Genomic DNA, 26,757 nt, shown 5'->3' on the forward strand with positions numbered 1-26,757 from the left:
ACTGACTTCGGATATGGATTATGAAATTATTACAGCGCTTTTGCCCTACGCGTTTAACAGTTGCAAGCCTATTGGCAATGAGTGGCTTGTCTAGCCCGGTTGTTTTCGCTGCTGAAACAGCCCAGCCAGCTCAAGATGAATGGAAATTTACCCTCAAAAATGCCTATATCAACCGCGACTATGACAACCCGAGCCTTAAAAATACAGGCAGCTGGTCTCAAGCGGCATCTTTATTTTACAAATCAAATATGCGGGATACCCCACTACAAATCGCAGATAAACCGATCACCATTGGTGCGGATGCTTCAGTGCAATATGCGGTACGTTTGAGTCAAGATAAGCATGTGGCGGATACTGTGTTGCCATTCGACACCCAAACACAATCGCAAGCCTCTGACTATTTAAAATATGGTGCGACCTTAAAACTGGGCTATGACAAAACACTGCTCAGTGTCGGTGAACTCTGGCTGGATCTTCCTGTGACGGCGGTAGATGCCAGTCGCCAGTTGTTGGCATCCTATTGGGGCACCAACTTAAAGTCACAACTTTCTGATCAGCTCTATGCCGAAATAGGCCGAGTGACCAAAGTGTCACCGCGTAATGAAGAAGATTTTAAGAAATTTTCTTTTACTGCCAATGGCAAAACCGTTTACTCAGATGGTTTAAATTATCTGGATCTGCGTTATCAACTGACGCCATCATTGAAGGCCGAATACTACTTCGGCAATTTAGAAGACCTCTACAACAAACACTATGTTGGGTTAGAGCATACATGGAAACAACCGAACTTATCATTGAATTCCAAGTTTAAGTATTTCAATGCCAAGAATGATGGCAGTAACTTTGATATTGATGCGCAAAATATTGGAATACTGGAAATGCTGAAAGTGAATAATCAGTCTTTTGGTTTGGGCTATCAGCAGATTATCGGGGAGTCTGCTTATCCCTTACCTGATGGTTTCCTGCCTGAAACTTATTTTATCAACTGGAATGCCACAGGCTTCTTTAAAAAGAATGAAAAGTCTTACCACCTAATGTATGGCTATGATTTTAAGGACTATGTACCTGGGCTAAATGCGATGGTGAAATATGTCTATGGTCATGATTTTAAGGCCGCCAATGGCGATAAAAACCATGAAACTGAGTCCAATATTATTCTGAACTATGCTTTTCAGCAGCCTTATCTCAAAGGTTTTGCCCTGCAATACATCCGCATTGACTATGATGTGAAACATGGTAATGACTTTGGTGAAGACCGCTTATTTGTCAACTACAGTAAAAAATTCTAAGTCTTATATTAATTTCTCAAAAAAAAAGAGAACTTCATTTGAAGTTCTCTTTTTTCATCATGAATCCAGTCTGATCACTTAAATTTGTGATTGAATATAATTCTGTAAACCAATCAATTCAATTAAACGTAATTGCTTTTCTAACCAGTAGGTATGATCTTCTTCTGTATCAGAAAGCTGCTGACGCAACATATCACGGCTAATAAAATCACCTTTTTCTTCACACAGTTTGATACCCACTGCCAATTTTTCACGCACGTGATATTCAAGTGCCAAATCAGCTTTTAGACAGCTCACAACATCGTTACCGACATTGATGTCTTCACGATGCATATTCGGTTGAGCACCTAAGAACAACACACGACGAATGATTGAATCGGCATGAGATGCTTCTTCTTGCATTTCATGGTCAATACGCTCGTAGATCTTGCTCAAGCCCCAATCTTCGTACATTCTTGAATGAATTAGATATTGATCACGAGCAGCCAATTCACCGCCAATGAGCATATTTAAATAGTCGATGACTTCTGGATTGCCACGCATAATACTTACTCCTATCGAATGACAATATTATGGCCAAGTTAAAATAGAATTGCAAAAATAAAAGTGTGTAAGTTTATGATTTTTATAAAATTAAAATGAGAAACATACGCATTTACAGTTCGAATTGGCTGAATTTATCTAAATAAAATAAGCCTTTGCATATCATTTATGGCTTTAAAAAGTGATAATCCTATTGAAAATCATTTGTTTGATTTTTTGTAACCATTAGCAATGCTTCTTATTCCGCTGATGTTTTGATCAAAAAATCATGAAAAATGACTGTTCAGCTGTTGTTTGTTTGAGCAAAATTCGGTAAATAACAGCAATCACAAAAACATAATGTGGAAACCACAATGGATAAAAGCAAACCAATTTTGGTCACTGGCGCGACGGGTTATATTGCAGGCTGGATTATTGAACGTCTGTTGAATCAAGGCTATACGGTTCATGCAACGGTGCGTGACCCATCCAAGAAAAATAAGATTCAGCATCTGTACGATCTGGCAGAGCAATCTTCTGGGAGGATTGAATTTTTTAAAGCAGATTTGCTTGAACCACATTCATTTGATGATGCAATGAAAGATTGTGAAATCGTGATTCATACCGCATCCCCTTTTGTGGTGACCAATTATAAAGATGCAGTCAAAGACATTATTGAGCCTGCGGTGAAAGGCACAGAAAACGTATTAGATAGTGTCAATCGGACTGAATCGGTCAAACGTGTGGTACTGACCTCAAGCATTGCTTCAACCTATGGTGATGCGGTTGAGATTCAAAATACCGCCAATAATGAATTTGATGAGAGCCATTGGAACAATACCAGTAGTGAAAGCCATCAACCCTATCCCTATTCAAAAGTTGCTGCTGAGCGCAAAGCTTGGGAAATGGCTGAACAACAAAATCGTTGGGATTTAGTCTGTATTAACCCTGCTTTAGTGATGGGACCATCTCTCACTGATGCGAGTCAGTCAGGTAGTATTGAAGTCTTACAACAGTTCGGTAATGGCACCACCTTGTTTGGTGTACCGCCAATGTGGAATGGGATTGTGGATGTCCGTGATGTTGCCGATGCACATGTCGCTGCGGCATTAAATCCACAAGCACAAGGTCGTTATATCATTTGTGGTGGCACACTCAGCTTATTGGACATGGGTAAGGCACTTACTCAAAAGTTTGGCTATAAGTTCCCATTCCCGCATTTTACTGTGCCAAAAACTGCCTTTTCATTTGTCGCGCCAATCCTCGGCCATTCACGTGAATTTGTAAAATTGAATATGGGTTATCCAATCTATTTTAATGCGCAGCGCAGTGTCAAAGAACTCGGGATTGAATATCGAGATGTGCGTGAAAGTGTCTGCGAACATTTCCAGCAATTGCTGGATGATGGCATTGTGAAAAAATATATTTAATATCAAAAAAGGCGGCATTTATGCCGCCTTTTTTATCCGTTCGCACAGATTCAAAATTTAAATAAAGAATCAGGCTTCATACTGCTTCAAAAATTCTAAGAACTCTTGCTCATTCAAGACTCGAATGTCTAATTTCTGCGCTTTATCTAACTTGCTACCTGCCTTCTCGCCAGCAACCACACATTTGGTTTTACTGGACACACTGCCACTGACACGCGCACCTAAGGCTTGAAGCTTCTGGGTTGCTTCATCACGGCCCATGGTTTCCAATGTACCTGTCACCACCCAACTCTCACCATTCAATGGCTGACGCGTTGGTGCAGTAGGTGCATCCCAATGAATACCTGCCGCCATTAAACGATCCAACACTTCGATGTTATGCGGTGCTTGGAAGAAATCCGCAATCCACTCAGCAGTAATATCACCCACATCGGGGGTTTTCTTAAGTGCTTCAATATCCGCAGCTTTTAAAGCATCAAGCGTCTGAAAGGTATTAGCCAACATGCGTGCGGTGGTTTCACCAACACCGCGAATTCCCAAGGCATAGATAAAACGCGCCAAAGTGGTTTTCTTACTCGCTTCAATCGCATCAATCAAGTTCTGAACCGATTTCTCACCCATTTTCTCAATGGTCAATAAAGTGTCGCGGTGCTCATGCAAATGATAAATATCAGCCACATCTTTGAGTAGATCGAGATGTAAAAGTGACTCCACCCAACGGTCGCCTAAGCCTTCAATATCCAAAGCTTTACGCGAAACAAAGTGACGAATGGCTTCAATACGTTGCGCCGCACAATACAGGCCACCTGAACAACGTGCCAAAGCCTCACCTTCTGGCATCACCACAGGGGATTCACAGACTGGACAATTGGTCGGGAGATGCACCATCTCTGCATCGACAGGTCGGAACTCAGCCCAAACTTTCTCAACTTTTGGAATCACATCACCAGTACGATAGACACTGACGGTATCGCCAATCCGCACATCTAAACGATGGATTTCACCAATGTTATGCAAGGTGACATTAGATACGGTTACCCCACCAACAAAGACGGGTGCCAAACGCGCAACAGGTGTCAGTGTTCCAGTACGCCCCACTTGCCAGTCAATATTTTCAACTTTGGTGAGTGCCGCCTGTGCAGGGAATTTATAAGCCGTTGCCCAGCGAGGTTCACGACTCAAGAAGCCTAATTGTTGTTGCTGTTTAAGGCTATCCACCTTAATCACCATACCGTCAATTTCAACTTTAAGATCTGGACGTTCTTGTTGAATCTGTTCATAGCGTTGTTGTACCTCTTCAATCGAAGCACATAGGAATTGACGTTCAGCAATTTCAAAACCAAACTTGGTGAGCCAATGTAAACTATCATGCATGGTTTCAAGTCCATGATCTGGCTGGCACTGTGCAATCCCATAAGCATAGAACGCCAATGGACGTGAAGCGGCGATATTTGGGTCCAACTGACGCAAGCTTCCTGCTGCGGCATTACGTGGGTTGGCAAAGGTTTTATCGCCTTTGGCTTCTTGGTCGGCATTGAGTTTTTCAAAGCCTTGTTTTGGCATCAATACTTCACCACGAACCTCCAAAAACGCTGGAATCGCTTGATGCTGACTGGATAACACTTTTGGCAAGTTGCGAATGGTTTTGACATTCTGGGTAATGTCTTCACCTGTCTCACCATCACCACGTGTCACGCCACGAACCAAGACGCCATGTTCATACCACAGTGAAATCGCTAAGCCATCAAGTTTCAGTTCAACGTCATACTGGACTTTCTGGTTCGGTAAACGTTCATCAATACGGCGGGCAAATGCAAACAGGTCTTCCTGATTAAAGACATTGCCCAGTGACAGCATCGGCACTGCATGAGTCACACTTTCAAATTTTGATAGCGCTTGACCACCGACTTTATTGGTCGGCGTATCGGCCTGAATACAGTCTGGATATTGTTGTTCTAGTGCTTTCAGCTGATGAAATAAATGGTCATATTCACTGTCAGAAATGGAAGGTTGATCCATCACATAGTAAGCATGATTGTGTTTTGCAATCAGTTGAATCAACTGACGCATTTGCTCAATAACTGAGTTGTGTTCCATTTAAATTTCACCATATAAAAGGGCGGAAAAACCGCCCTATAATTTTTACTAAATTTATTATAAAAGATTCATTAGACGGTTGCTTGATTTGGACGATAATCGATCACATGATGACGCCAATGTTCTTTCAACTGCGGCGTAAACTCTAAATTGTTTTCATCATAGACCTTACCATCGACTTCACGTGCAATTAAACCCGCAATACTGGTCATCATGTCATAACCCGTGACTGCTTTACTATTTGGCAATGCAAGGAAAAATGCTAGACCTTGTACTTGTTCGCCAGATAAGGTTTCTAAATCAAAACCTGCTGGTCCATTATCAGTCATACGCAACACAGAGAACATTAAGGCACTTGGCTCGTCGGTATTTTCATAACGATGGAAGCAAGACATTTCACCGAAACGTAGACCATATTTCAATAATACTTTAAGTGCTTTATCACCAGATAAGGCACGGCGTGGGTTCGGATAAACATTCAAGGCAATAATCTGTTCTGCAGTTGCTAAAGCACTTTCATCATCATAGCGCTGCTGTTCATGTAAATGCACATCCAGAATATTACTTTCGCCATCAAACTCTTCAATCGCAACCGTTTCAATATTTGGATTTAAGCTGAGCTCAGTTTCCGCTTTGCTTTCCTCTGCTTTCTCTGTAGCTTCTGCATTTTCAGAGGCCACTGTTATTTCTGTTTCAGCTGCTACTGTCTCATCTTTTTGAGCCGCTTCCAGTTCTACTACAGCTTCAACAGCCTCATCTGCTTTAGCCGTTTGTTCGATTTCCGTCGTTTTTGTTTCAACACTAGTCGCATCAATGGCCTGCTCTGCCACAGGCTCCACTACAATTGCTTCAGTATTTAAACTTGGTTCAACACGCTCAGTTGTGGTCAGCACTTCTTTTTGTAAAAGCTGGTCACGTACATGACGTGGAATCACAGGTTGCTGACTTTCAGGATTAATATGTAAATCTGCTTCTAATGATGGCTCTACTGGTTTTGGTTTTCTTAAAATCATGATTAAACCAACGAGCATAATCGCAACGGCGGCAACAATGCCTATTATTGTATTCATTTCCATACTAAGACTCCGCAACTAACCCGTATTCTTTTGCCTGTTCTAAATCGACAGTCACTAATTTTGATGTGCCTGGCTCTGGCATGGTGACTCCAAGTAAATCAGTTGCCATGGTCATCGCCAATTTATTATGTGTAATGTAAATGAATTGCACTTGTTCAGAAAGCTCTTTTACCAAATTACAATACCGTTGTACGTTGGCATCATCAAGTGGTGCATCAACTTCATCCAATACGCAGAACGGTGCAGGGTTCAATCTAAAGATGGCAAATACCAAAGCCAAAGCCGTTAGCGTCTTTTCACCGCCTGAAAGCAAGGCCAAGGAGCTGTTACGCTTGCCGGGTGGACGCGCCATCAGTTTCACCCCAGACTGCCAATCATCTTCAAAGCTTAGAGTCGCTTCACCACCACCAAATACCTTTGGAAATAGCAGTTGTAACTCTTGATTGACCTGATCAAAGGTGGTCATAAATAACTTACGCGTTTCCTGATCAATACTTTTCATCGCGTCTTTGAGCTGATCAACGGTATTTTGTAGATCCTGCATCTGGTGACTCAGCTCATCAAAACGCTGTGACACTTCTTCGTATTCTTGTGAAGCCGCTAAATTCACGGCACCGATTTTCTCAAATTGCTGCTGGGCTTTTTCCAGTTTCTGCTGATGATCTTTAATTTCAATCGACAGATCAGATAAAGCATCTGTATTCAGTTCTTTCAGTTGCTCTAAATAATGTTCACGATCTGATTTCGCCGCCTGCCAAGCCAAGCGCTTTTGCTCTAACTGCTCACGCACCTGCTCATCTTTTTGCTGTGCTTGATGACGTTGTTCTGTGAGTTGTTGCTGCTTCTCTTGCACTTGATTCAATTCCAGCTGCCATTCATTCCAGGTTTTTTGCAGCTTTTCGGTTTGCTGGAATTGCTGTTGGAATTGTGACTCTAAATTCGGTAGCTCAAGCTGAATCGGATCAACAAACTTCTTGGCCTGTTCGATTTGTTCAATGATTTGACGATATTGTGTTTTTAGGAACGAGATATCTTTCTCTAACAACTCAATTTGTTGATTGGCTTGCGAGGTCTGACGGCGTAAAGCTTCACGTTGCTGCTGTTGTTGAGTCAACTGCTGTTGCTGCTCATCCAACTGCTCATTCAAGTTTTCCACCTGAAACTGTAGCGTCTTATAGTTCGGCAACACCGCTTCTAATTTCAATGCAAGCGCATGTAGATCAATCTCCAGATCATCACGCTGCATAGCATCTTCTTCAAGCTGTAGATCAAGCTGTTTCAGTTGATCGGCCAATTGTTGTTGTTGCAACACAAAGGCCTGTGCCGTACTTTGCAGTTTGGCAATTTGTACATCCAACTGTTGTAACTCTTTTTGCTTTTGCTTCAGACTTTGCTGTTGTTGCTGCAAATGCTGTTGCTGCTGTTGCAACATTTCCTGCTGTTGAGAAAACTGATGTTCCAAGTTATCCAGCTGTGGTTGTTGCTGTGCCAGTTGCTGTTCAATTTCCTCTAAACGGACTTGATGACTGAGCATGCCCTGCGCAGTTTGACTGTCTTCATCATAATGCAGCGCAATCACCCAATCGGCACCAACATGATAACCATCCAGCGTTAAAATGGATTGTGCGTGCTGAAGATCCACTTGAGATCGCAAAGCTGTGGTTAAATCTTCTGCAACGGCGACATTGGCCCATAAAGAAGATTGTGGTGCCTCGATCCATTCACTCAAACAGGTCAGCTCTGCAACTTGAATAGGCTGCTGTGGTGATGATTTTAACTGTCGTGAGATACCCTCTTGGAAGGCTTGCCCATTCTCAATCAACTGCGCTTGCAGCCACTTGGCTAAGAACTTCTCAATAATGCTTGCATGCGCTTTAGCTTGAGCGCTTAAACGTAGGCTTTGCATCAATCGGACTGCATGTTGGTCCTGCTTCGGACTTTGCTTGGCGACGAGTTGATTTAAGTTTTTTTGTTCAGCCAATAAAACCTGAATCTCGGTTTTCAGGCTTTGCAGATCCGTTTTGTTCGACTGTTGTTGATCTTGCTGTATCTGAACATCCTGCTGTAATTGCTCAATTGCAGTTTCTAATGCAATGATTTCCTGTTGCAGTTGCTGCTGCAATTGTTCTAGCTGCGCTTGCTCATCATCCTGAACCTGAGCACGGATCTGAGTGGTTTGCGTTTGCAAGGTCTGCTTTTGCTGCTCAATCCGCAGCACATTCTTACCCAACTGCTCAATTTGCGCCGCCATCTGCAACTTTTTTTGTTGTTGCTGATCGACTTGAGTTTTCAGTTGTTCAAATTGCTGCTGCGCTTGCTTATGTTGAGCTTGAACATCAGTAAAATTGTGCTCAGACGTTTGTGTCTGCTGCTCTAAGGTAAGTAAGCTTTCATTTTGCTCATCAAATTGAGTACTTAAGGTTTCAACCTGTAATTCAGAGAGTTGCAAACGCTCTTTGGTTTGTACTTTCTGCTGCTCAAGTTGCAGTAAGCTGGTACTGTTTTGTTGGAACAGACTTTGTTTTTGTTCCAAGGTCATTTTTAATTCAGACAGCTTTTTCTCGGCTTGCTGCCATTCATGCTGCAAGGGTGAAGACTGCTGAATTAAGCGCTGGAATAAAGCACTGGTGGCTTCAAGATCGTGCTCAATGGTCTGTGACTCAGAACGAACCAGTTTGAAGTTTTCGCCCAGTGCCGTCATTTCAACGGTATATTCTTGCTGTAATTTCTGACTTTGATTGGCTTGGAACGAAAGGATTTCAATTTTTAAAGTTCGAATCTGCCCTTCTAAGGTCTTATATTGAATTGCAGCTTCAGACTGGCGCTTCAAGCTGCGGAGTTGAGATTTTAGTTCAGCCGCAATATCGTCTAAACGTGCCAGATTTTGTTCAGTATGTTCTAAATGCTGTAAGGTTTCACGACGACGTGCCTGATAACGTGATACTCCTGCCGCTTCTTCAATAAACACGCGCATTTCTTCGGGCTTGGCATCAACCAGACGGTTAATCATGCCCTGTTCAATCACCGCATAAGAACGTGGCCCTAAACCAGTGCCCAAGAAAATATCGGTAATATCACGGCGACGGCAACGGGTGCCATTCAGGAAATATTCAGATTTACCTTCACGGGTGACTTGGCGACGGACGGCCAGCTCGCTATAGGCATTATAAGCGCCACCGAGTTTGCCATAAGTATTATCAAAACGCAGTTCGACACTGGCAACCCCAACTGGTTTGCGTTTGGCGGTCCCGGTAAAAATAACATCCTGCATACTGCCGCCACGCAACTGGCGTGCGTTGGACTCGCCCATCACCCAGCGAATCGCATCAATGACATTTGATTTACCACAACCGTTCGGCCCAACCACCGCAGTACGGTTGGCCTTAAAATGTAATGTTGTACTATCGGCGAAAGATTTAAAGCCTGAAAGTTTTAAACTGCTTAAACGCATACTGCCCTAACTAGCGGCGTGAGCGTCTAGCCCAAGCCAATTCAATCTGTTTCATACGTGTCAGAGATTCCAACACAAGGTTGCGCAAGTGTCGACAAAAATCTTCCATAAATAAAGCAGCTTGTTGTGATTTTCGGATCAAAATAGCATCAATCACCAACTTGAATAGGGTAAATGATTCTTGGAGCTCTCGACGCGAAGTATTCAAGGTCAAAAAATAACTACGGCGTAACGACGGCAACAGTTCTTTATAAAATTGCATCAAATAAGGATTCGCCACCATGTCATGCTGTTCTGCCAAATATTTAAAGATGGCATCGTAAAATTTTTCGATATCACCCGCACGAACAAACTCCACCAGTTGATCCAATAAAGTTTGTAGTTGTTCTGCTTCATTGACTCGCCAGGTTTCACTAATCCGCTGCACAATATGCCCAAGCACCATCACATTGGTGTCGAATAAGGCTTTGACTTGTTGTGCTGACATTTCAGAGACAATCGCACCACGACGCGGAAAAATTTCAATTAAATAAGTCCGTTCCAGTAACAACAGTGCCTCACGAACCGAGCCACGACTGACATCTAATTCTTTGGCAATGCGCAACTCTTGAATGCGTTCGCCTTCAACCAGCTCACCACTAATAATTTGTTCACTAATATACTTTGCAATCTGTTCAGAAAGACTATCAGCCTCTTCGAGATTCATGAGTCCCTCGCTATCTTTGTTATACGCATTGATCCAATGCTGTTTGCGCTTTTTTGTTTTAACTGATCTCGCCCTATAAATTCTATATCATTGTCTGACAATTTTATTGCTTTTTAAGCCAATTACGCGAAAAAATCGCAATATGATTCTCAATATGTACTAAAAAGTTAGTTTTTCTATTTTGAATATCAAATATTTATGTACTCAAGTGAAACTTAACCACACATCTGAAAAGATTTTCTTTCATCGCTTTTTAATTGATACAAGTCACAAAAAATAATATTTTCATTAAGAATATCGCACTTTTAATTCTCCTACTGAATTACTCAGTACACATATAGATGAGTCATAACATGGGTGTTCATCAAGCGGTCAATATTGCTATTTTTGGGCTCAGTCTCAGAACCTTGAATGAGTTAAAACAACAGGTTCAAACGGCCGTACCTCATCATGTCCAAATCAATTGGAGCAATATTGCCGAGCCGCAGTTGGATATCCTCATGATCAATCAGCTATTTTTTGATTCCCCCAATATTAAAAGCTTGCTGCAAAACAATAAAATCAATGTGCTGAAAATTGCCAATGACCTTGAAAAAAATAGCGCCATTGAAGATGACACCTTATTTCTGCCCTTGAACCATCTCCATTCATTGCATCACTGGCTCAGCCTTCATCTAAATGAACGCTTAAATCAAAGCTCAGAAAATATCGAAACTGAAGATGCTCCGACCTTTCAGCGCAAACAAATTAAAGAAGTATTACAAGAAATCCAGAATCCGAAAAACGGCAAGATTCAGCTGTTTGATAACCAAGGACTACTAGCCATTGCCGATCCACGCAATCAATGGCTATGGCAACATCCTGAATTTAATTCTTTTCAAACCGACCCAAGCCTGAACTACACCTATGCCACGCAAAATGATCTGCATTGGACTTTAAATACACCACAGCAAGACTTAAAACAATGGCTCTGGCATTTACTCTGGACCTCCATGGACTTTGAAGGATTATGTCCCGCCTCTGCCTCGAGTTTTTATCTACAATTCTGGCCACAACCCAAAAACAAAAGTGATCGCCAAGATATCTTACGGATGTCTGCTTGTTTTGCCCAAGGTGCGCAAATCAGTATGGTTGCACAACAACTCAATCTGCCCGAACAAAAGGTCAGACACTTTGTCGCGGCGTGTTTGGGTGCAGAGTGTGGCACATTGATTAAAGATCAACAGGCAAAATATCGCCAGCAAACTCAGCAAAGCGAAACAGAACAACATTTTATGAAAAAACTATTTGGTCGCTTACGCCATCGTTTAGGCTTTTAATTAAGGTCATCCTTATGATTTTACATCAATATAAAATTGTCTTCGGTGGTACCATGGGTTCAGGTAAATCCTCGGCAATCAAAGCATTATCTGAAATTGAAGTCCTCAGTACCGAAGCACTGAACACCGATACCGAATCACATGACAAGTTACTGACCACTGTTGGGATTGATTATGGCGAACTGACTTTGGAGGACGGGCTCAAGGTCGGTTTATATGGCACACCCGGGCAAGATCGCTTCGATTTTATTTGGGCAGTGATTTGTAAAGGTGCAATCGGCACTATTGTCATGATTGATCACGCTGCCGAAAACCCTTTATTGGATTTAGAACAATATCTTCAGGCCTTTCAGCCCTTTGGTCATAATATTGTGATTGCAATTACCCATATTGATCGTATGCCAGAACGAACATTATCCATGTATCGTGACTGGCTGGCCGCCAAAGAACTGAATTACCCACTATTCTTTATTGATGCACGTCAGCAAGATGATGTACTTCTTCTGGTCGAAACCTTGATTGCCACCATTGAAGTACATTATGGTCTCACTCACTAAAACGGATTAGAGCAAACCTTTATAAATAAAGTAACTGCCAACCACCACCAATAGGCCTGCAAAACATTTTTTTAGCATGGCTGGTGACAGACGATGTGCCACTTTGGCACCAAATTTTGCGGTGATAAAGCTCATTACACTGATGCCCAAGAAAGCATAGATATGCACATAACCAATCGTATTCGGCACTTCAATCTGCTCTTTGGCACCAAACCACATAAAGCCTAATGCCCCCGCCACTGCAATGGGTAAACCACAGGCAGCCGAAGTTGCCACTGCCTTTTGCATGACCACGCCATGACGATTGAGATAAGGTACGGTAAGGCTACCCCCGCCAATACCAAAAATCGCTGATGCCACCCCAATGCCGCCACCCGCAGCAAGTTGTAACGCTGCTGAAGGAAGATGACGATTTGGATCAACCACTGCATTGGCGCCTCTAAACATTTTATACGCCATCCAGACGGCGAAGACACCTATCACCAATTGTAGATGCTGCCCTGACATCAAATCAGCCACCCCAGCACCGAGGAATGAACCCAACACCAAGCCTGGTGCCAAATTACGAAATACGGGCCACAACACTGCTCCTTTTTTATGATGTGCCATCACCGAACTAATCGAGGTCACAATAATGGTTGCTAAGGATGTTCCAACTGCAATATGCATAATCACATTCGGGTCATAATTCATTTGGGTGAACACAATATATAAAATTGGAACAATAATTAAGCCACCACCCACACCGAATAGCCCCGCAGCAAATCCAGCAATTGCGCCAATCAGCAAATATATGATTAACTCCATAAACACATGACCACTCTACTTGTAAAAATGATGGATGATTTCGCAACCCGCCAGCTTCAGCAATTATTGAACGCAAAAAATCAATTTCCAGAAGTGGTACTACTCAAAACAACCACAACATCGACCAATGATGATATGCGTGAAATTGCGCAAAAAGGGATGACTACAGGATTGGTCTGTAGTGCACAGCAAACTCAAGGTCGTGGTCAGCACCAGCGACAATGGGCCTCTCCTGAGGGCAACATTTATTTAAGCACACTGATCCAAACCAATACAGCACTGGATGGTCGCTTAGCACTTGAAGTTGCGTTAAATATCTTACAGATGCCTAGCTTGCATAGCTTGAACTTACAGGTCAAATGGCCCAATGATTTATACAGCCCTCAGGGGAAATGGGGCGGAATCTTGGTAGAACCACTTTCACCCAATCAAGCTATTGTCGGTGTAGGAATGAATCTAAGTACTCCACCTGTTGAAAATGCAGACCAACCGATCACCTCTTTAGCCATGCTCGGTTTAGCCCATGTGGATCGTTTAACCCTGATTGCGGAACTTTACACCGCAATTCAACAAGCAGCACAATGGTTCGAACATGGTAGCTATAATTTAGCTGAACGTTTTAACCATCATGCAATTTGGTTGAATCAACAGGTTGAATTTGAACATACCCTCGGTAAAGTTCAGGGGCTATTTCAAGGGATTTCCAATGACGGTGCAGTGTTGATCAAAACCGATCAGCTTCAACAATTTTATCAAGGCCGTTTACGTCTTGCCTCGATTTGAGGAAGTGGTGATTCTATGAAAAGTTTATGGCTGGATATTGGTAATACCCGCTTAAAATACTGGATCACAGCAAATGATCAAGTGATTGAACATGCTGCCGAGTTACATCTACAATCACCTGCCGATTTATTGCTCGGTTTGATTCAGCACTTTCGTCATCAAAATTTAAGTCGTGTCGGCATTTCTTCCGTATTGGATTCGGAAAATAATCAACGTATTCACATGATTCTCGATATTTTGGATATTCCGATTATTTTTGCCAAAGTCCATGCTGAATATGCGGGTTTACAGTGTGGCTATGATGTTCCAAGCCAACTGGGGATTGACCGTTGGTTACAAGTCCTCGCCATGGCAAAACTAAATGAAAATTTTTGTGTGATTGGCTGTGGCACTGCCCTGACCATTGATCTGGTCGAAGGATTGCAACATTTAGGTGGTTATATTCTGCCAAATTTGTATCTACAACGAGACTCGCTGATTCAAAATACCAAAGGCATTAAAATTCCAGACTCTGCTTTTGATAATTTAAAACCTGGTCATAACACAGTGGATGCAGTACACCACGGTATCTTGCTGGGCTTGATCAGCAGCATTGATCAAATTATGCAACAATCGCCGAAAAAGCTGATTTTGACTGGTGGCGATGCGAGCTTATTTGCAAAATTCCTTAGCCACTATCAACCTCAAGTTGAATCTGATTTATTACTCAAAGGATTGCGCCATTATGTTCAACTAAACTCAGCTTTCAGCAAGGTTTGAACAACTTGCAATAATTGAGGGAACTCACCAAATCCATCTTCTGTACGAAAATGCCCAGCTTGAGCCACCTCAATCAGTTGGGCATTGAGTAAATTGGAAAATTTAAAGGTGAGTGGTACAGGAACCACTGGATCATTACTGGAAAAGAAAACCAGACGTCTTTGAATATTGACACGCAATAAACCACTTTCAAAATGGGAGTGTTCAAGAAGACTGTTGAACTCAGGATATTTTAAGATAGGATCATGAAAACCAGCAATGAATATCCCTGCTTTCAACGTCGTTCGTTGTAATTTTTTCGCTAAAAACCGAGCTACAGCCACACAAGACAAGCCATGTGCCACCACAATACTCTGTTCATTTAACCCCTTGAGCTGTGCATCCAAGCAAGTTTGCCAAATTTCTGCTTCAGGATGATTGGCATCCGCAAGAAAAACCCGTTCAACGAAAACATCCTCACTTTTCAGTTGTTGTTCTAACCATGCATACCAATGCTGTTCTGGATCAGCATGTTCACAATGTACAATAAATACCTTATTTTTTGAATTATGTGACATATTCAACACTACTTTTCAATGTAAAACATAGACTTATTTTTAATTTTCTGCTTTTTACATCCAGTTGAATGTTGATATTTTGTATTAAATTTATACAGCACGCTCGCATTAAAAAAGGCGCATCAAGCGCCTTTTTAGGAAGTATAGAACTTACTTTTTCTGGTCATTACTGCCAAACAAAGGGCCCATATTACCGCCACCACCACCAAATTGTTTTTGCATATTGCCTAGTGATTTCAGCATTTTGCTCATACCCGATGGATTCGCAAATTTCTTCATCATTTTCGCCATTTGTGCTTGTTGCTTGATCAACTTATTGACCTCAGCCACATCCATACCACAACCTGCTGCAATACGTTTTTTACGGCTTGGATTCATCAAATCAGGATTACGACGCTCTTTGATCGTCATCGACTGAATGATGGCTTCCATACGCTTAACTTGCTTTTCAGGATTGGCTTTTTCAATCGCATCCTGAATGCCGGCGTTGCTCATACCAGGCAACTTATCCAAGAAGCCCATCATGCCGCCCATTTTGCTCATTTGCTCAAATTGCATCAGCATATCTTCAAAGTTGAAGGTTCCGCCTTTTTGCAATTTTTTCGCCATTTTTTCGGCTTTTTCTTTGTCGATTTTGCGTTCAACTTCTTCGACTAAAGAAAGGACGTCACCCATACCCAAGATACGTTGCGCAACACGATCTGGATGGAATGGCTCAAGTGCATCTAGTTTTTCACCAATCCCCAAGAATTTGATTGGCTTGCCTGTGATCGCTCGAACAGAAAGTGCCGCACCACCGCGCGCATCACCATCGGTTTTAGTCAGGATCACACCGGTTAGAGCCAAAGCATCGTTAAAGGCTTTTGCTGTATTGGCAGCATCCTGACCGGTCATCGCATCGACAACGAATAGCGTCTCTGTCGGTTTCACCGCTGCATGTAATTCTATAATCTCGTCCATCATGTCTTCATCGACATGTAGACGACCCGCTGTATCGACAATCAAAACATCAGCGAATTGGATTTTCGCTTGTTCAATGGCACGATTGACAATATCAATAGGCTTTTCAGATGCTTCCGAAGGGATGAAACCCACACCCACTTCATTGGATACCGTTTCTAACTGCTTGATCGCTGCTGGACGGTACACGTCGGCAGAAACAGTCATGACTTTTTTCTTTTGACGTTCTTTTAGAAAACGCGCTAATTTTGCAGCCGTTGTGGTTTTACCTGCACCTTGCAAACCTGCAAGCAGGACAACAACAGGTGGTTTTGCACTTAAATCTAGTGTTTCATTGGCCTCACCCATCATCTTGGTGAGTTCATCATAGACAATCTTTACAAATGCCTGACCAGGGGAAAGCTGAGTCATCACCTCTTGACCGAGCGCTTCTTCCTTCACCTTCGCGATAAACTCACGAGTTACAGGTAACGCCACATCGGCTTCAAGAAGTGCCATACGTACTTCACGTAGGGTATCTTTAATATTGTCTTCGGTCAGCTGCCCTGAGCCAGTAACATTTCTTAAACTCTGTGTGAGTCGTTCTGTTAAGGTATCAAACATTGCGAAATCCGCTTAAAATGGCTAGTTGCAAAAAAATCTTTCTTAAAATAGAAAATTTATGCGTAAGATGCTATAGGATACTGTAGTTCGAAGCGAATTTATATCTTATATGGTGAATATTATTCATCCTCCTGCAAAAGGTTTGACATGATCAGTCTCCCCTTGGTTTACACAATTTTGGCACTCATCGCCTATACCAGTTCATTTTGGTATTTGTTTATACGGTTGATGTCAAAACGTACTCCAAATCTTTGGTGTTATGGTCTGATGGTTGGATTAGGCTTGGTACTGCATAGTACTGTGCTCTACCAAGACATGATGACGCCGATTGGGGTGAACTATGATGTCTTTAACCTGATGTCATTTACTTCAGGGCTGATGTTGGCACTCAGTTTAATCTTGAGTTTGATTCGCCCAATCCTTCCTTTAAATTTGATCGGGACACCTGTCGCTGCATTCGGTTTAATTTTAGGCTTTGCCTTTAGCCAACCCAATCAAATTATTGAACAACATAGCTTAGGCTTAGATTTACATATTATTCTGTCATTATCTGCTTATGCTGTTCTACTCATGGCCACCATCCATGCGGTATTGTTATGGTTCCAAGATCGAGAACTGAAAAAGAAACAAAAACGACGGATCTGGGTCAACTTATTGCCACCCTTCCAAGTGATGGAATCACTGTTATTTGATTTGATCATCACAGGTTTTGGCTTACTGACAGCCGCCTTGTTATTTGGCTTTTTTACCATTGATAACTTCTTTGCCCAGCATCTGGCGCATAAAACCGCCTTTAGTATTATTTCATGGTTCTTGTACGGCGCTTTGTTGATTGGACATTACAAATTCGGCTGGCGTGGACGCAAAGCCATTCGTTTTACCATTACTGGTTTTGTCCTGCTCGCCATTGGTTTTATGGGCAGTAAATTTGTATTAGAAATGATTTTAGGACGTTGATAAAACGTTCTAAAATGGATTCGTATGTGCTCTTACTATAAGTATACAGATACAGATGGAACAATCGTCCTGTATGAATTAGATCAGGAATATTACTGTATAAGAGCAATTTGTATTACGTCATCGATAATTTTAAATACGACTTTTATAAATGAAACATCTAATTTTTTTCTCCCAGAAGGGAGCTTTTCAGAACACTTAAAAGAATTATCTGTTACGACAAAGGACGAATTTTTAAACTTTTGGAGTATATCTACATCTCAATATTTAAATGCATGGAATCGCTTAAAGACTAAATTTCAGATCAACCAATGTCTTGATTCAGAAATTGTTTGTTTTTACCCTCAAGGGGTAATTGTTCAATATAATGAAATTTTTTTGGTCTCGTAAGCTACAAAGACTGCGAATTTATTTTAGGATCAGAAAATATGTATCCTCAACAAAAAATTAAGCTCTATGTGCAAGACTTTGATGATGAAAACTTATGGATTAACTTCTCTGTAAACGCTCAAGATCAGCATGTTTAGAACATGCTACATTTTCTAGACATCTTAATAAAAAATGCGTATAACGCTGTTTTCGCTTCTTTAGGTAATAAATCGTGAAACTTGTACTCGCCCCAATGGAAGGTCTGACTGATCCGATTATGCGTGACGTGCTCACTCATGTTGGCAGTTTTGATTGGTGCGTGACTGAGTTTATCCGTATTACCGATAGCATTCTGCCCGATCATATCTACGATAGTTTTTGCCCTGAATTAAAAAATGGAGGCAAAACAGCAGCAGGTACACCTGTACATGTACAGTTTCTTGGCAATAACCCCGATATGCTCGCCGCCAATGCCGCCAAAGTCGTAGAACTAGGCGCACCAGCCATTGATCTGAATTTTGGTTGTCCAGCCAAAACGGTCAATCGCCATCGTGGTGGTTCTGTTTTATTGGATGAGCCTGAAACGGTACATCTATTGGTGAAAGCGGTACGCGATGCTGTGCCTGCACATATTCCTGTTTCAGCTAAAATGCGTTTGGGTTATCTGGATGAAAATCATACGCTAGATAATGCCCATGCCATTGAAGACGCTGGCGCGAGCTGGCTCACTGTACATGCACGCACCAAAGCTGATGGTTATACCCCACCTGCCTATTGGGAAAAAATTCAGCCCATTACAGAGGCATTAAACATCAACGTGATTGCCAATGGCGAGATCTGGAACAATGCCGATGCAAAAGCCTGCTTAGAACAATCACATTGTCAAGATTTGATGATTGGTCGTGGTGCAGTGACTACACCAGATTTAACACTCTGTATCCGTCAAAATATGGATCAGGCATTGCTGTCTTGGCCAGATTTGGTGACACTACAGCTTCGCTTCTTAAGCGGTCAATATAAGACAGAAATTGGTATGGTTGGACGCTATAAGCAGTGGCTAGGGATGATGACCAAAGCCTATCCTGAAGCACAAGCCCTGTGGGGGCAGGTGAAGAAAATCAAGCAATTAGATGAGATTATCCAATTTTTAAAACAAAGCTAAATTTAGAATTATCCTTATGCAATAAAAAAGCGGCCTAAGCCGCTTTGGAAAACAATCATCTTATATAAAATCATTCGTTTTATATCTTACATGCCGTTAATTCGAACCTTTAAATCTGTCACTGAAGCTTGAGTAAAACCAATATTCCCAATCGCACTATTTTGTAAGCCATTAAAACGATAGGCTGCGTCAGTTGTTGCTGGAATAGCTGCCGTATTACCAAATTGAATATTATTCAATTTTAAATCGACATTATCCGATTTATTGTCAATTCCCAAAACAAAAGCTCCCTTATCAGTATTAGATAGGCCTTCAATCCCAGCATAAAACTTACTCAAACTAAATCCTGATGAATTTGAAGCCTTCAATTGGAAATTAAAGCTTGCACCGATAGGGTTATTGCTTCCATCATAGCCAGAAACCAGCATGATATTACAACCAACACCACAAATTGAATCAATTGCACCACCAAAACGAATCATCTTACCTTGTGGTGCCGCTCCCAATTGAATATTCATTGTTGGCTGGTTAGTGGATACAAATTTAATATTTAAACCATTTTGCAGCCTAAGTAGCTCTTTAACATTACTTTTTAATATAACAGTATTAGGAGCAGCTGGATTTTGATCAAAAATAGAACTTCTTATATAACTATTACCTAAAGTAGATAAAACACTGTCATTTGCTGCATAAATGGAGAAAGGTGAAATTATCAACTCATTTACTGCACCAAAAGAAAGGGCAATATTTGCAAAGGTTCCATTCGCTCCAGTTCCTTTATCTATATCAATAACGGCTTGCAAAGCTAAATCAGTCTGTGCACCACTTGCATTTTTTGCTGTAATGGTTGGCTTATTAATTGCTGTATTCGATAATGAGTTCGCATTTTGAGCAATAACCAAAGCTCCTCGTCCACGATACTCTGTTGCATTCACATTATTAGCATCCCAGCCATCTGTATCTATAATTGCAATTTGCTTAAACTCAACTTTTGAAACATTAACACCAATATTCAACCCATCCTGACCTGTGGCAACAGATAGACTTTGGTCATCAAGTGGTTGCATCGCCATTGCAAATGGTGACAACAGCAGAGACAAACATCCAATTATTTTATTCATCATGCCTATCCTTAGTTTCGAGGAATAATACCAATTTGACTCATTAAACGCCCACCAGTTAAGACAGCTTCACCCAAACGCTGCGGTGAGCTAGTCGTTGAAGGCGGATATAAATTAATGTCTCTAATTCGTAATACCCCAGCAATTTTCTCAGCATCCGTTGCTGTGGCGCCACTACTACCAATACCTGTTGTGCCCGCAGGGTTAAAAGTTAAACCAGCTTTAAATGATACCATACCATCACATCCAGCTGTAGGACATGTACCTCTTGTATCGGGTGCGATAATAATCGCATTATTAAATGCGACCTTACCCTCAATATTATCAAAGCCAACAGTAGAACCATCCAAAGGATCACTTAATTGAATTGCACTCTTGCCTCCATCTTTTACTGCTTTTAGCTCTAGTTCACCAACTACGCTTAGACGACTACCATCTGTCGCAGTGTATTCACTATTTGGAATAAGAGAAAGATCAATTTTTTTACCATCTAAACGAAGTTTAGTTGAAAGTAAAACATCATTATTATTTGAAAAATCGGCTGATGATGCTAATGCATCAGTCTGTGTTCCCGCATATTTAGCACCAGGTAAATAGCCCCCTGCAATTTGTGCAGATAAAATGATAAGCACATCTTTCAAGCTTGCATTAAAACTTCCATTTTCAAGTCCAATTGTTCCCACACCTTTCAACAGCATATCAATATTGCGTAAGCCCATATAACGAACAGAGTTTGTATCCGCATTATCTAATAATAATATTGAGGTTGTTTTCTGCTTGGTCGGATCAGTACTACCATTCATACCTGTAGTACTCATCGCAAGTGAGAAACCTAGTCGCTCAGAACCCGCAGCAACCGTATACCGCGTTCCACTCAAGTCATAATAATAAGCATCAGTTGGAGCTGTTGTACCATACATCGCTAAATTTGCATTCAAATCATAGAATGGCAGTGCTAAGCCCCATGTATTTCCGGCTGTGTCATTAATTTTTGGCATATTTACAGAGAGAACCGGAGGATTACTTCCTGGAATATTTGTTCCGATCGTTCTTGCACTATTGGTAAATCGTCCACTCCGTGAAAATGCCTGAAACTCCGCACCACGAATTGCAGCGAGTATTGCATATGGATTCTGATTAGTTGTTCCATTATGTATGCTTTGAACATAATCTGCATCGGTCGTAAGCATAGTAGATGCTGAACCATTCCAATATCGGCTGGTTTGCAATGCTTTATTGGCAGGTAACAAAACTGTTTTACTATCGACTAAATTTAAATAAACATTACCTGTATCAAATGAACCTCGGTTTTGCAGGTTTAATCCTGTCAATTCGCCAAACTCAAAGCCATAAGTATTAAAACCAGCACCGCCAATTTCTAAAGTCGTTGCCTTTGAATTATCCCCTTCCAACATCGGATCATTCTTCTTGGTAAAATCTGCTCTCATACGAAAAGCGATACCAGTATTCCCAATAATATTTTGTGAACCACCACCTCCAGAAGCCGTTGCATTAGTTCCATTGTTTGCTTTGCCTAACACATTCGTATTATTAGGATTGCCATAATTATTAGTGGTTATATTATAAATAGGATCTGTTCGTGTCGTACCACCATTCACACCACTATCAAGACTATTAGAGTTTGTTCCCCTCACCTGTACTGAACCATTCACCATACGACCACTCGCACCTAAACGGATGAGGCCTTTTGCAGTGTCTGATGTTGTTTGACCATTGAGGGGAGTTTTGGTTGCATCGACTGAATAAGGGCTATTCGGATTTACATTCTTATTGAGCATAAATTCAAGGTTTAAACCAGCATTACTTGCCGTACTTCCATACGTATTTCCCGTAATCGTTCCAGAGTTCGCTGGGTCATTTACACGAGTAAAGTCTACATAACCATAAGATGAATTTGGCTTAATACTAGAGGCCGTATTCACAGAACCATCTGTATTATAAACAATATAAGCATCTGCAACGTTTGCCGCATTGGTTCTTACAATAAAGCCTTCTGTCCCATCAATGTACATCACCCCTTTAGCAAAAAAGTTGAAATTAAAATTTTTCAAAATTAACTGATTAAGTGTTTGACTTGATAATATTCCAGTTTTTTGCCCAAAATAAATACTGGCATTTCTAGAGCTAAAAGTTAACTCACTTTGACCATCTCTACTAAAAAGACCATCTCGAGTTTTAAATCCAATACTTGTATCCGAGTTTGTTTGTACCGCAATATCCCCCACAGGACTACCACATGCCGTTGCATCACAAACTTTAAACTTATTCATACTAATTAATACAGGTGCAACTGTTAATCCGAAATTCAGGCCTGTATTATTACCTTCGCTTCCAGTATTTACTTTAATGTCAATATTTGGATTGATATTCGGCGTTGAACTATGTGCCTGTATTTTAAAATTCTCACCTTCGGCACGTAAAGTAGTGCCTGTTACATTAGCACTCCCGCGACCAGCATCATCTTCCCAAAAAAATGTACCAACATTCATTTCCTTAAAATCTAATGTGGCATGCAAACCATCTTGACCATTTACATTACGCATAGATGAATCATCCAATGCCTGTAATGCATAGACGGGATAACTGATCAACAATACACTTGCAGTAAGCATCGTAAGTGTAAAATGTCGTGTTTCCAGCTTTTGATTATTTTTTTTCATTGCTCAATCCTTTGAAACTAAAAAAGTCTAACAACGAGCATGATTGCTACAAGCAAAAATCTGAACTTTGCCATCTATTGCAAGGTTGCCATTCATTTGTAATCCAAGAAATCCTTTTTCTAAACCCGTATCATAGTTATTGGCTGTAGTGCCTTTAGGGACTCTTTGATCTATAGGAATACTTGTATTTACCGTATCTGTTGTTTGCTCAACAGCACTATAAGTCCCTGTTTTTAAAAAGCCATAATCTTGTGGATTCGTACTTGTTCCCTCAATTAAATTGCCATTATTATAATATGAGAGTACTGTACCTGTATCTTGTTCAATCGATAAAGCATTGAAGCCAAAATTACGGATTTGAATAGGTTTTGTACCATCAAAACTGAATTGCATCGCAGGTTTCGTAACGATGCCAGACCCAGTTTTTGGCGCATATTTTAGATCTACAGCATCTAAACCAATTTTTTGAATATTCACTGTGCCTTGTAAACCCTTCAATACAACCCAAAGTTTACGCCCTTTATTCGCTTCAGTAGGATCACTCGCTGCCATTGACCAAACTGGGTCCGTCGGTAGAGCATTTCCTTGTTGCACAAATCGTTTATTTACTGAGATTGCGAGACGGCAATACTCTAAACGCGCAGGATCACAATTAAATGTGGGTGCTACACCAGCAAGTAAATCAGCATCACTTAATACATTATGATTTAAAGACAATTTCAAAGATAAATCAGCTCCGCCTTGTCCATGTATAGATTGCAGTGCTTGATTATCTAAAACTTCTAATTCAGCATGAGATATACTTGCTGAGAACAGTAGGACTAAAGAGGCTATTTTTTTCATATTCATACTCCTACAATCCTTTAGTAGTAAACTTCATATGCTGAATTAAAAGACCATCAATAACTGCTGAACCGTAGTTATTCATGGCTGACGGATTGACACCACCTGTAGGAGCCGAAGGAGCCGAATCATTTGCACTTCCATATAGAATTCTTTCTAGACCGCCATTGACATTGAACCAACGTCCTTCTGTATTCGCTCCTCCACGCGAACCGTACGTCCATTGCATATTTTCTGTTTTAGGGTTTGTTGCTGTTCCTACACCAAACTGTCCTTCACCAGAGGGTGAACCACTACACGCTGACTGTGAGTAGGTGGCTCCTGGACAATCATCCATACCTGCGATAAAACCATTACCAAGATTTTGTAGGTTTGTTGCATTTGAAACCGTCCCTCTTTGACCAGCAGCAGCCGAGCTACCACCATAAGGATTACCACCTAAACAACTAAACGCTGCTGTTGTACAATTGAGTTGAACATAAGTACCATCTACATTTCCAAAGACTTTTGAGCCATCAGGATTGACTGAATCCAAATATATCCAGTCTGTATGAGAACCTTGACGTGTATACCAACGATAAGAAGTTGTGGTACCTGCCCAACCAGCTTGAATCGTAGACCCACCATAAGGATCCGCAATTTCTGTACCACCACTAAACACACCGCCTTGAGATTGTAGTACATAACGATCTGTCACTAAGTAATTGGTTCGCTCACGCTGCATACGCTGTTGATATTGAACTTCATTATAAGTTTTCGTTCCAGAAATATTGGTTCTTGCAACTGGAGTGCCAAAGAATATCCCCATTGACTCAACACCACTGTATGCAAGTAAAGTATTACCACCATCAGGACTATATGCTGTTCCGATACTAATACTACTATGCGTCGCCAATTTTGTTCCATTGTTTAGGCTGTAATCAGTACGTGCTGACCCGCCTTGATAACCAGAAATAGTAGAATCGCCACACTTATATATATTACAGGTGGAGCCCAAATAACTAGTGTCAGCGCCAGAATAGTCAGTATAAATCTTTTTATAAATTTCAGGTTTATTTGGAATACGCGCAATTTCCAAACTAAAGTTTCGACCATCAGAACCTAAAATTACTGGCTGATATAAATTGCCTAGTACAAGATTGATATTAGGGTAATATATATATATCCCTTCATTCGCATCAAAAGTTGGTGCTGAGGTTGCATTTAAAGCAGGTGTTGATAGATTCGTTTGCGGTGATGTTGACGATTCTCGAGTACTTAAACGTAATACTTTATCTCCTGGCTGAAACCCGCTAGGTAAATTCCAAGATGCACCAGATACAACATCTTTTATCATACGGTCACGGAAACGATACTGGCAGTTTGCATCATCAAAACTTGCTGAGGCATCTCCACATCCAGCTTTCGCTGTTCCTGCTCCAGTATAAGTTCGCCAACCAGCAGTTGCCGAATAATTCGTTCCGCCATCAACACTATAAGTTCGCGTCGGATTATTGGCGTTGTACACTGCTTTAAAATTTTGGCTATCCCCACTGTTTAGCCGAATCAGACCCGATAAACCCAATGTTTTATTATAAAAGGCACTCATGCCATTATTATTATCTGAACCACCCAATGTTTGAAAAACTTGTAAATTACTGCCATTCACCCCAAAACCATTGGCAATCGCTTGTAAACGCAAACGGTTGGCACGATCACCAGCTGCTGCCTCGGCCGGCGTTTGTGTTGAACTAAATAATTCACCTAATTTGTATTTGTCTGCACTATTATGACCATTAACACTACCTGTTTGTGGTTTACTTTGATCCAGTACAAAAGCATCCGCCCATAATGCCAATTTCAAATTATAAGCATCAACGCCTGTTTTTTCACCCGTTTCATACAAAGGTGCTTCAAGATTAAGATAAGTAACTGAACCATTTACACCTGAAAAATCAGGGACATTGGTGGCCGTCGCTGCTTTAAAAATCCAAGGGTTATTCGGCGTACCCCAACTGGCGATCTTTGAGCCAAATCGACTATTTGCGTTATTATCATTTTTGGACAAGGCTAAGCCATATAAATATAAATCAGCTTTGCCTACGGAATGGTCCGCACTAGTCACAAACCCGTCTTTGTTAGTATCTTGAACTAATGAGGTTAGTCCACCTACTGGTACATAGTGAATATATCCCGTATCTTTGCTTCTATCGGTTAAGGATGTTTCATTACCCAATTTGTCTCCACGAAGTACAAAAGAATAATCCGTCGGTAAGATCGCAATACCTTCTCCGATCGCTTCACTTAGAGCATCGTCAGAAATTTCTTGCAAAGCAAAAGCATATCGGCTTAAACATAAACTAATGAGTGTTGCTAAAACAGTTCGTTTAAATGATACCGTATGAAGTGTAGTCATCTTGACCTTCCCATTACACGATGCTCCGCATCATCATTATTTTTTTAAGTCCAACTGAGTGATTTACGTCCTAAAAGGAATGCTTCCAAGCATCACTCGATATAACAGGCATCAATTATGCCTATGCAATCATATTTTCTCATTATGCCGAATAATTACACAAATGCAAAATAAACTGGCTAAATGTTACATTTTTCCGATAGATGAAAAAACGTAAATTCAAACGCTATAAAAACGATATTCATTTCTAATTGGAATCAACATTTACACTTCTTTCACCTATAAAAATATAGTGAAAGTAAACCCCAACAGC

At 41.1% G+C, this 26,757-nt stretch carries 20 protein-coding genes; 8 read left to right on the forward strand and 12 right to left on the reverse strand.

Annotated elements, in window-relative coordinates:
- Positions 1-20: 20 nt before the first annotated feature.
- The gene (locus A7P55_RS08000; protein ID WP_171551740.1) at positions 21-1,289 is read left to right on the forward strand and encodes an OprD family outer membrane porin; all 1,269 of its coding nucleotides are present in this window, start codon (positions 21-23) and stop codon (positions 1,287-1,289) included.
- A gap of 78 nt (positions 1,290-1,367) precedes the next feature.
- Here A7P55_RS08000 and bfr read toward each other — a convergent pair whose 3' ends face one another.
- The gene (gene bfr / locus A7P55_RS08005) at positions 1,368-1,832 is read right to left on the reverse strand and encodes a bacterioferritin (RefSeq protein ID WP_171551741.1); all 465 of its coding nucleotides are present in this window, start codon (positions 1,830-1,832) and stop codon (positions 1,368-1,370) included.
- A 353-nt stretch (positions 1,833-2,185) separates the two neighbouring features.
- On the opposite strand from bfr, the gene A7P55_RS08010 reads away from it, so the two are divergent.
- Positions 2,186-3,241 carry an aldehyde reductase gene (locus A7P55_RS08010; RefSeq protein WP_171551742.1) on the forward strand — a complete coding sequence of 352 codons (1,056 nt, stop codon included), beginning with the start codon at positions 2,186-2,188 and terminating at the stop codon, positions 3,239-3,241.
- Between the two features lie 69 nt (positions 3,242-3,310).
- Here the strand turns inward: A7P55_RS08010 and ligA are convergent, their stop codons facing one another.
- From ligA to A7P55_RS08030, 4 genes are all read right to left on the reverse strand, one after another.
- The gene (gene ligA, locus A7P55_RS08015; RefSeq protein WP_171551743.1) at positions 3,311-5,338 is read right to left on the reverse strand and encodes an NAD-dependent DNA ligase LigA; all 2,028 of its coding nucleotides are present in this window, start codon (positions 5,336-5,338) and stop codon (positions 3,311-3,313) included.
- A gap of 71 nt (positions 5,339-5,409) precedes the next feature.
- Complete coding sequence (locus A7P55_RS08020; protein WP_171551744.1) at positions 5,410-6,414, reverse strand: cell division protein ZipA C-terminal FtsZ-binding domain-containing protein; 1,005 nt, start codon at positions 6,412-6,414, stop codon at positions 5,410-5,412.
- A 1-nt stretch (position 6,415) separates the two neighbouring features.
- Positions 6,416-9,865: a chromosome segregation protein SMC gene (smc, locus tag A7P55_RS08025; protein ID WP_171551745.1), complete on the reverse strand. Its 3,450-nt coding sequence runs from the start codon at positions 9,863-9,865 to the stop codon at positions 6,416-6,418.
- Between the two features lie 10 nt (positions 9,866-9,875).
- Positions 9,876-10,571, reverse strand: coding sequence for a GntR family transcriptional regulator (locus A7P55_RS08030; RefSeq protein ID WP_016541691.1), 696 nt, complete (start codon positions 10,569-10,571; stop codon positions 9,876-9,878).
- Positions 10,572-10,924: 353 nt separating this feature from the next.
- Between A7P55_RS08030 and A7P55_RS08035 the strand changes: the two genes are divergently transcribed.
- Together A7P55_RS08035 and A7P55_RS08040 are read left to right on the forward strand one after the other, a co-directional pair.
- The gene (locus tag A7P55_RS08035; protein ID WP_171551746.1) at positions 10,925-11,890 is read left to right on the forward strand and encodes a hypothetical protein; all 966 of its coding nucleotides are present in this window, start codon (positions 10,925-10,927) and stop codon (positions 11,888-11,890) included.
- Positions 11,891-11,904: 14 nt separating this feature from the next.
- A complete protein-coding gene (locus A7P55_RS08040) occupies positions 11,905-12,447 on the forward strand; it encodes an ATP/GTP-binding protein (RefSeq protein ID WP_023270702.1) in 543 nt (180 codons plus the stop codon).
- Positions 12,448-12,453: 6 nt separating this feature from the next.
- On the opposite strand, the gene A7P55_RS08045 is transcribed toward A7P55_RS08040, so the two are convergent.
- Positions 12,454-13,254 carry a sulfite exporter TauE/SafE family protein gene (locus A7P55_RS08045; RefSeq protein WP_016660428.1) on the reverse strand — a complete coding sequence of 267 codons (801 nt, stop codon included), beginning with the start codon at positions 13,252-13,254 and terminating at the stop codon, positions 12,454-12,456.
- A gap of 6 nt (positions 13,255-13,260) precedes the next feature.
- Between A7P55_RS08045 and A7P55_RS08050 the strand changes: the two genes are divergently transcribed.
- On the forward strand, positions 13,261-14,037 hold the full coding sequence (locus A7P55_RS08050) for a biotin--[acetyl-CoA-carboxylase] ligase (protein ID WP_171551747.1): 777 nt from the start codon (positions 13,261-13,263) through the stop codon (positions 14,035-14,037).
- A 15-nt stretch (positions 14,038-14,052) separates the two neighbouring features.
- On the forward strand, positions 14,053-14,796 hold the full coding sequence (locus tag A7P55_RS08055) for a pantothenate kinase (RefSeq protein WP_171551748.1): 744 nt from the start codon (positions 14,053-14,055) through the stop codon (positions 14,794-14,796).
- On the opposite strand, the gene A7P55_RS08060 is transcribed toward A7P55_RS08055, so the two are convergent.
- On the reverse strand, positions 14,766-15,353 hold the full coding sequence (locus A7P55_RS08060; protein ID WP_171551749.1) for an alpha/beta hydrolase: 588 nt from the start codon (positions 15,351-15,353) through the stop codon (positions 14,766-14,768). The two genes, A7P55_RS08055 and A7P55_RS08060, sit on opposite strands and share 31 nt — an antisense overlap.
- Before the next feature lie 150 nt (positions 15,354-15,503).
- Positions 15,504-16,916, reverse strand: a complete 1,413-nt coding sequence (gene ffh / locus A7P55_RS08065; RefSeq protein ID WP_016164568.1) for a signal recognition particle protein — start codon at positions 16,914-16,916, stop codon at positions 15,504-15,506.
- Positions 16,917-17,063: 147 nt separating this feature from the next.
- On the opposite strand from ffh, the gene ccsA reads away from it, so the two are divergent.
- Positions 17,064-17,873 (forward strand): cytochrome c biogenesis protein CcsA, encoded by an 810-nt coding sequence (gene ccsA / locus A7P55_RS08070; RefSeq protein ID WP_004804864.1) that lies wholly within the window; start codon positions 17,064-17,066, stop codon positions 17,871-17,873.
- Positions 17,874-18,474: 601 nt separating this feature from the next.
- Positions 18,475-19,404 (forward strand): tRNA-dihydrouridine synthase, encoded by a 930-nt coding sequence (locus tag A7P55_RS08080; RefSeq protein ID WP_354667320.1) that lies wholly within the window; start codon positions 18,475-18,477, stop codon positions 19,402-19,404.
- Between the two features lie 86 nt (positions 19,405-19,490).
- Here the strand turns inward: A7P55_RS08080 and A7P55_RS08085 are convergent, their stop codons facing one another.
- From A7P55_RS08085 to A7P55_RS08100, 4 genes are read right to left on the reverse strand one after another with little or no spacing between them, the layout of a single operon-like run.
- Positions 19,491-20,528 carry a DUF6160 family protein gene (locus tag A7P55_RS08085; protein ID WP_171551750.1) on the reverse strand — a complete coding sequence of 346 codons (1,038 nt, stop codon included), beginning with the start codon at positions 20,526-20,528 and terminating at the stop codon, positions 19,491-19,493.
- Positions 20,529-20,536: 8 nt separating this feature from the next.
- On the reverse strand, positions 20,537-23,206 hold the full coding sequence (locus A7P55_RS08090) for a DUF6160 family protein (protein WP_171551751.1): 2,670 nt from the start codon (positions 23,204-23,206) through the stop codon (positions 20,537-20,539).
- Positions 23,207-23,233: 27 nt separating this feature from the next.
- Positions 23,234-24,049 (reverse strand): hypothetical protein, encoded by an 816-nt coding sequence (locus A7P55_RS08095; RefSeq protein ID WP_171551752.1) that lies wholly within the window; start codon positions 24,047-24,049, stop codon positions 23,234-23,236.
- 10 nt (positions 24,050-24,059) lie between these two features.
- Positions 24,060-26,444: a hypothetical protein gene (locus A7P55_RS08100; RefSeq protein WP_171551753.1), complete on the reverse strand. Its 2,385-nt coding sequence runs from the start codon at positions 26,442-26,444 to the stop codon at positions 24,060-24,062.
- Positions 26,445-26,757: the final 313 nt, after the last annotated feature.

It is taken from the genome of Acinetobacter sp. Ac_5812 (assembly GCF_013072695.1).
Taxonomy (GTDB): domain Bacteria; phylum Pseudomonadota; class Gammaproteobacteria; order Pseudomonadales; family Moraxellaceae; genus Acinetobacter.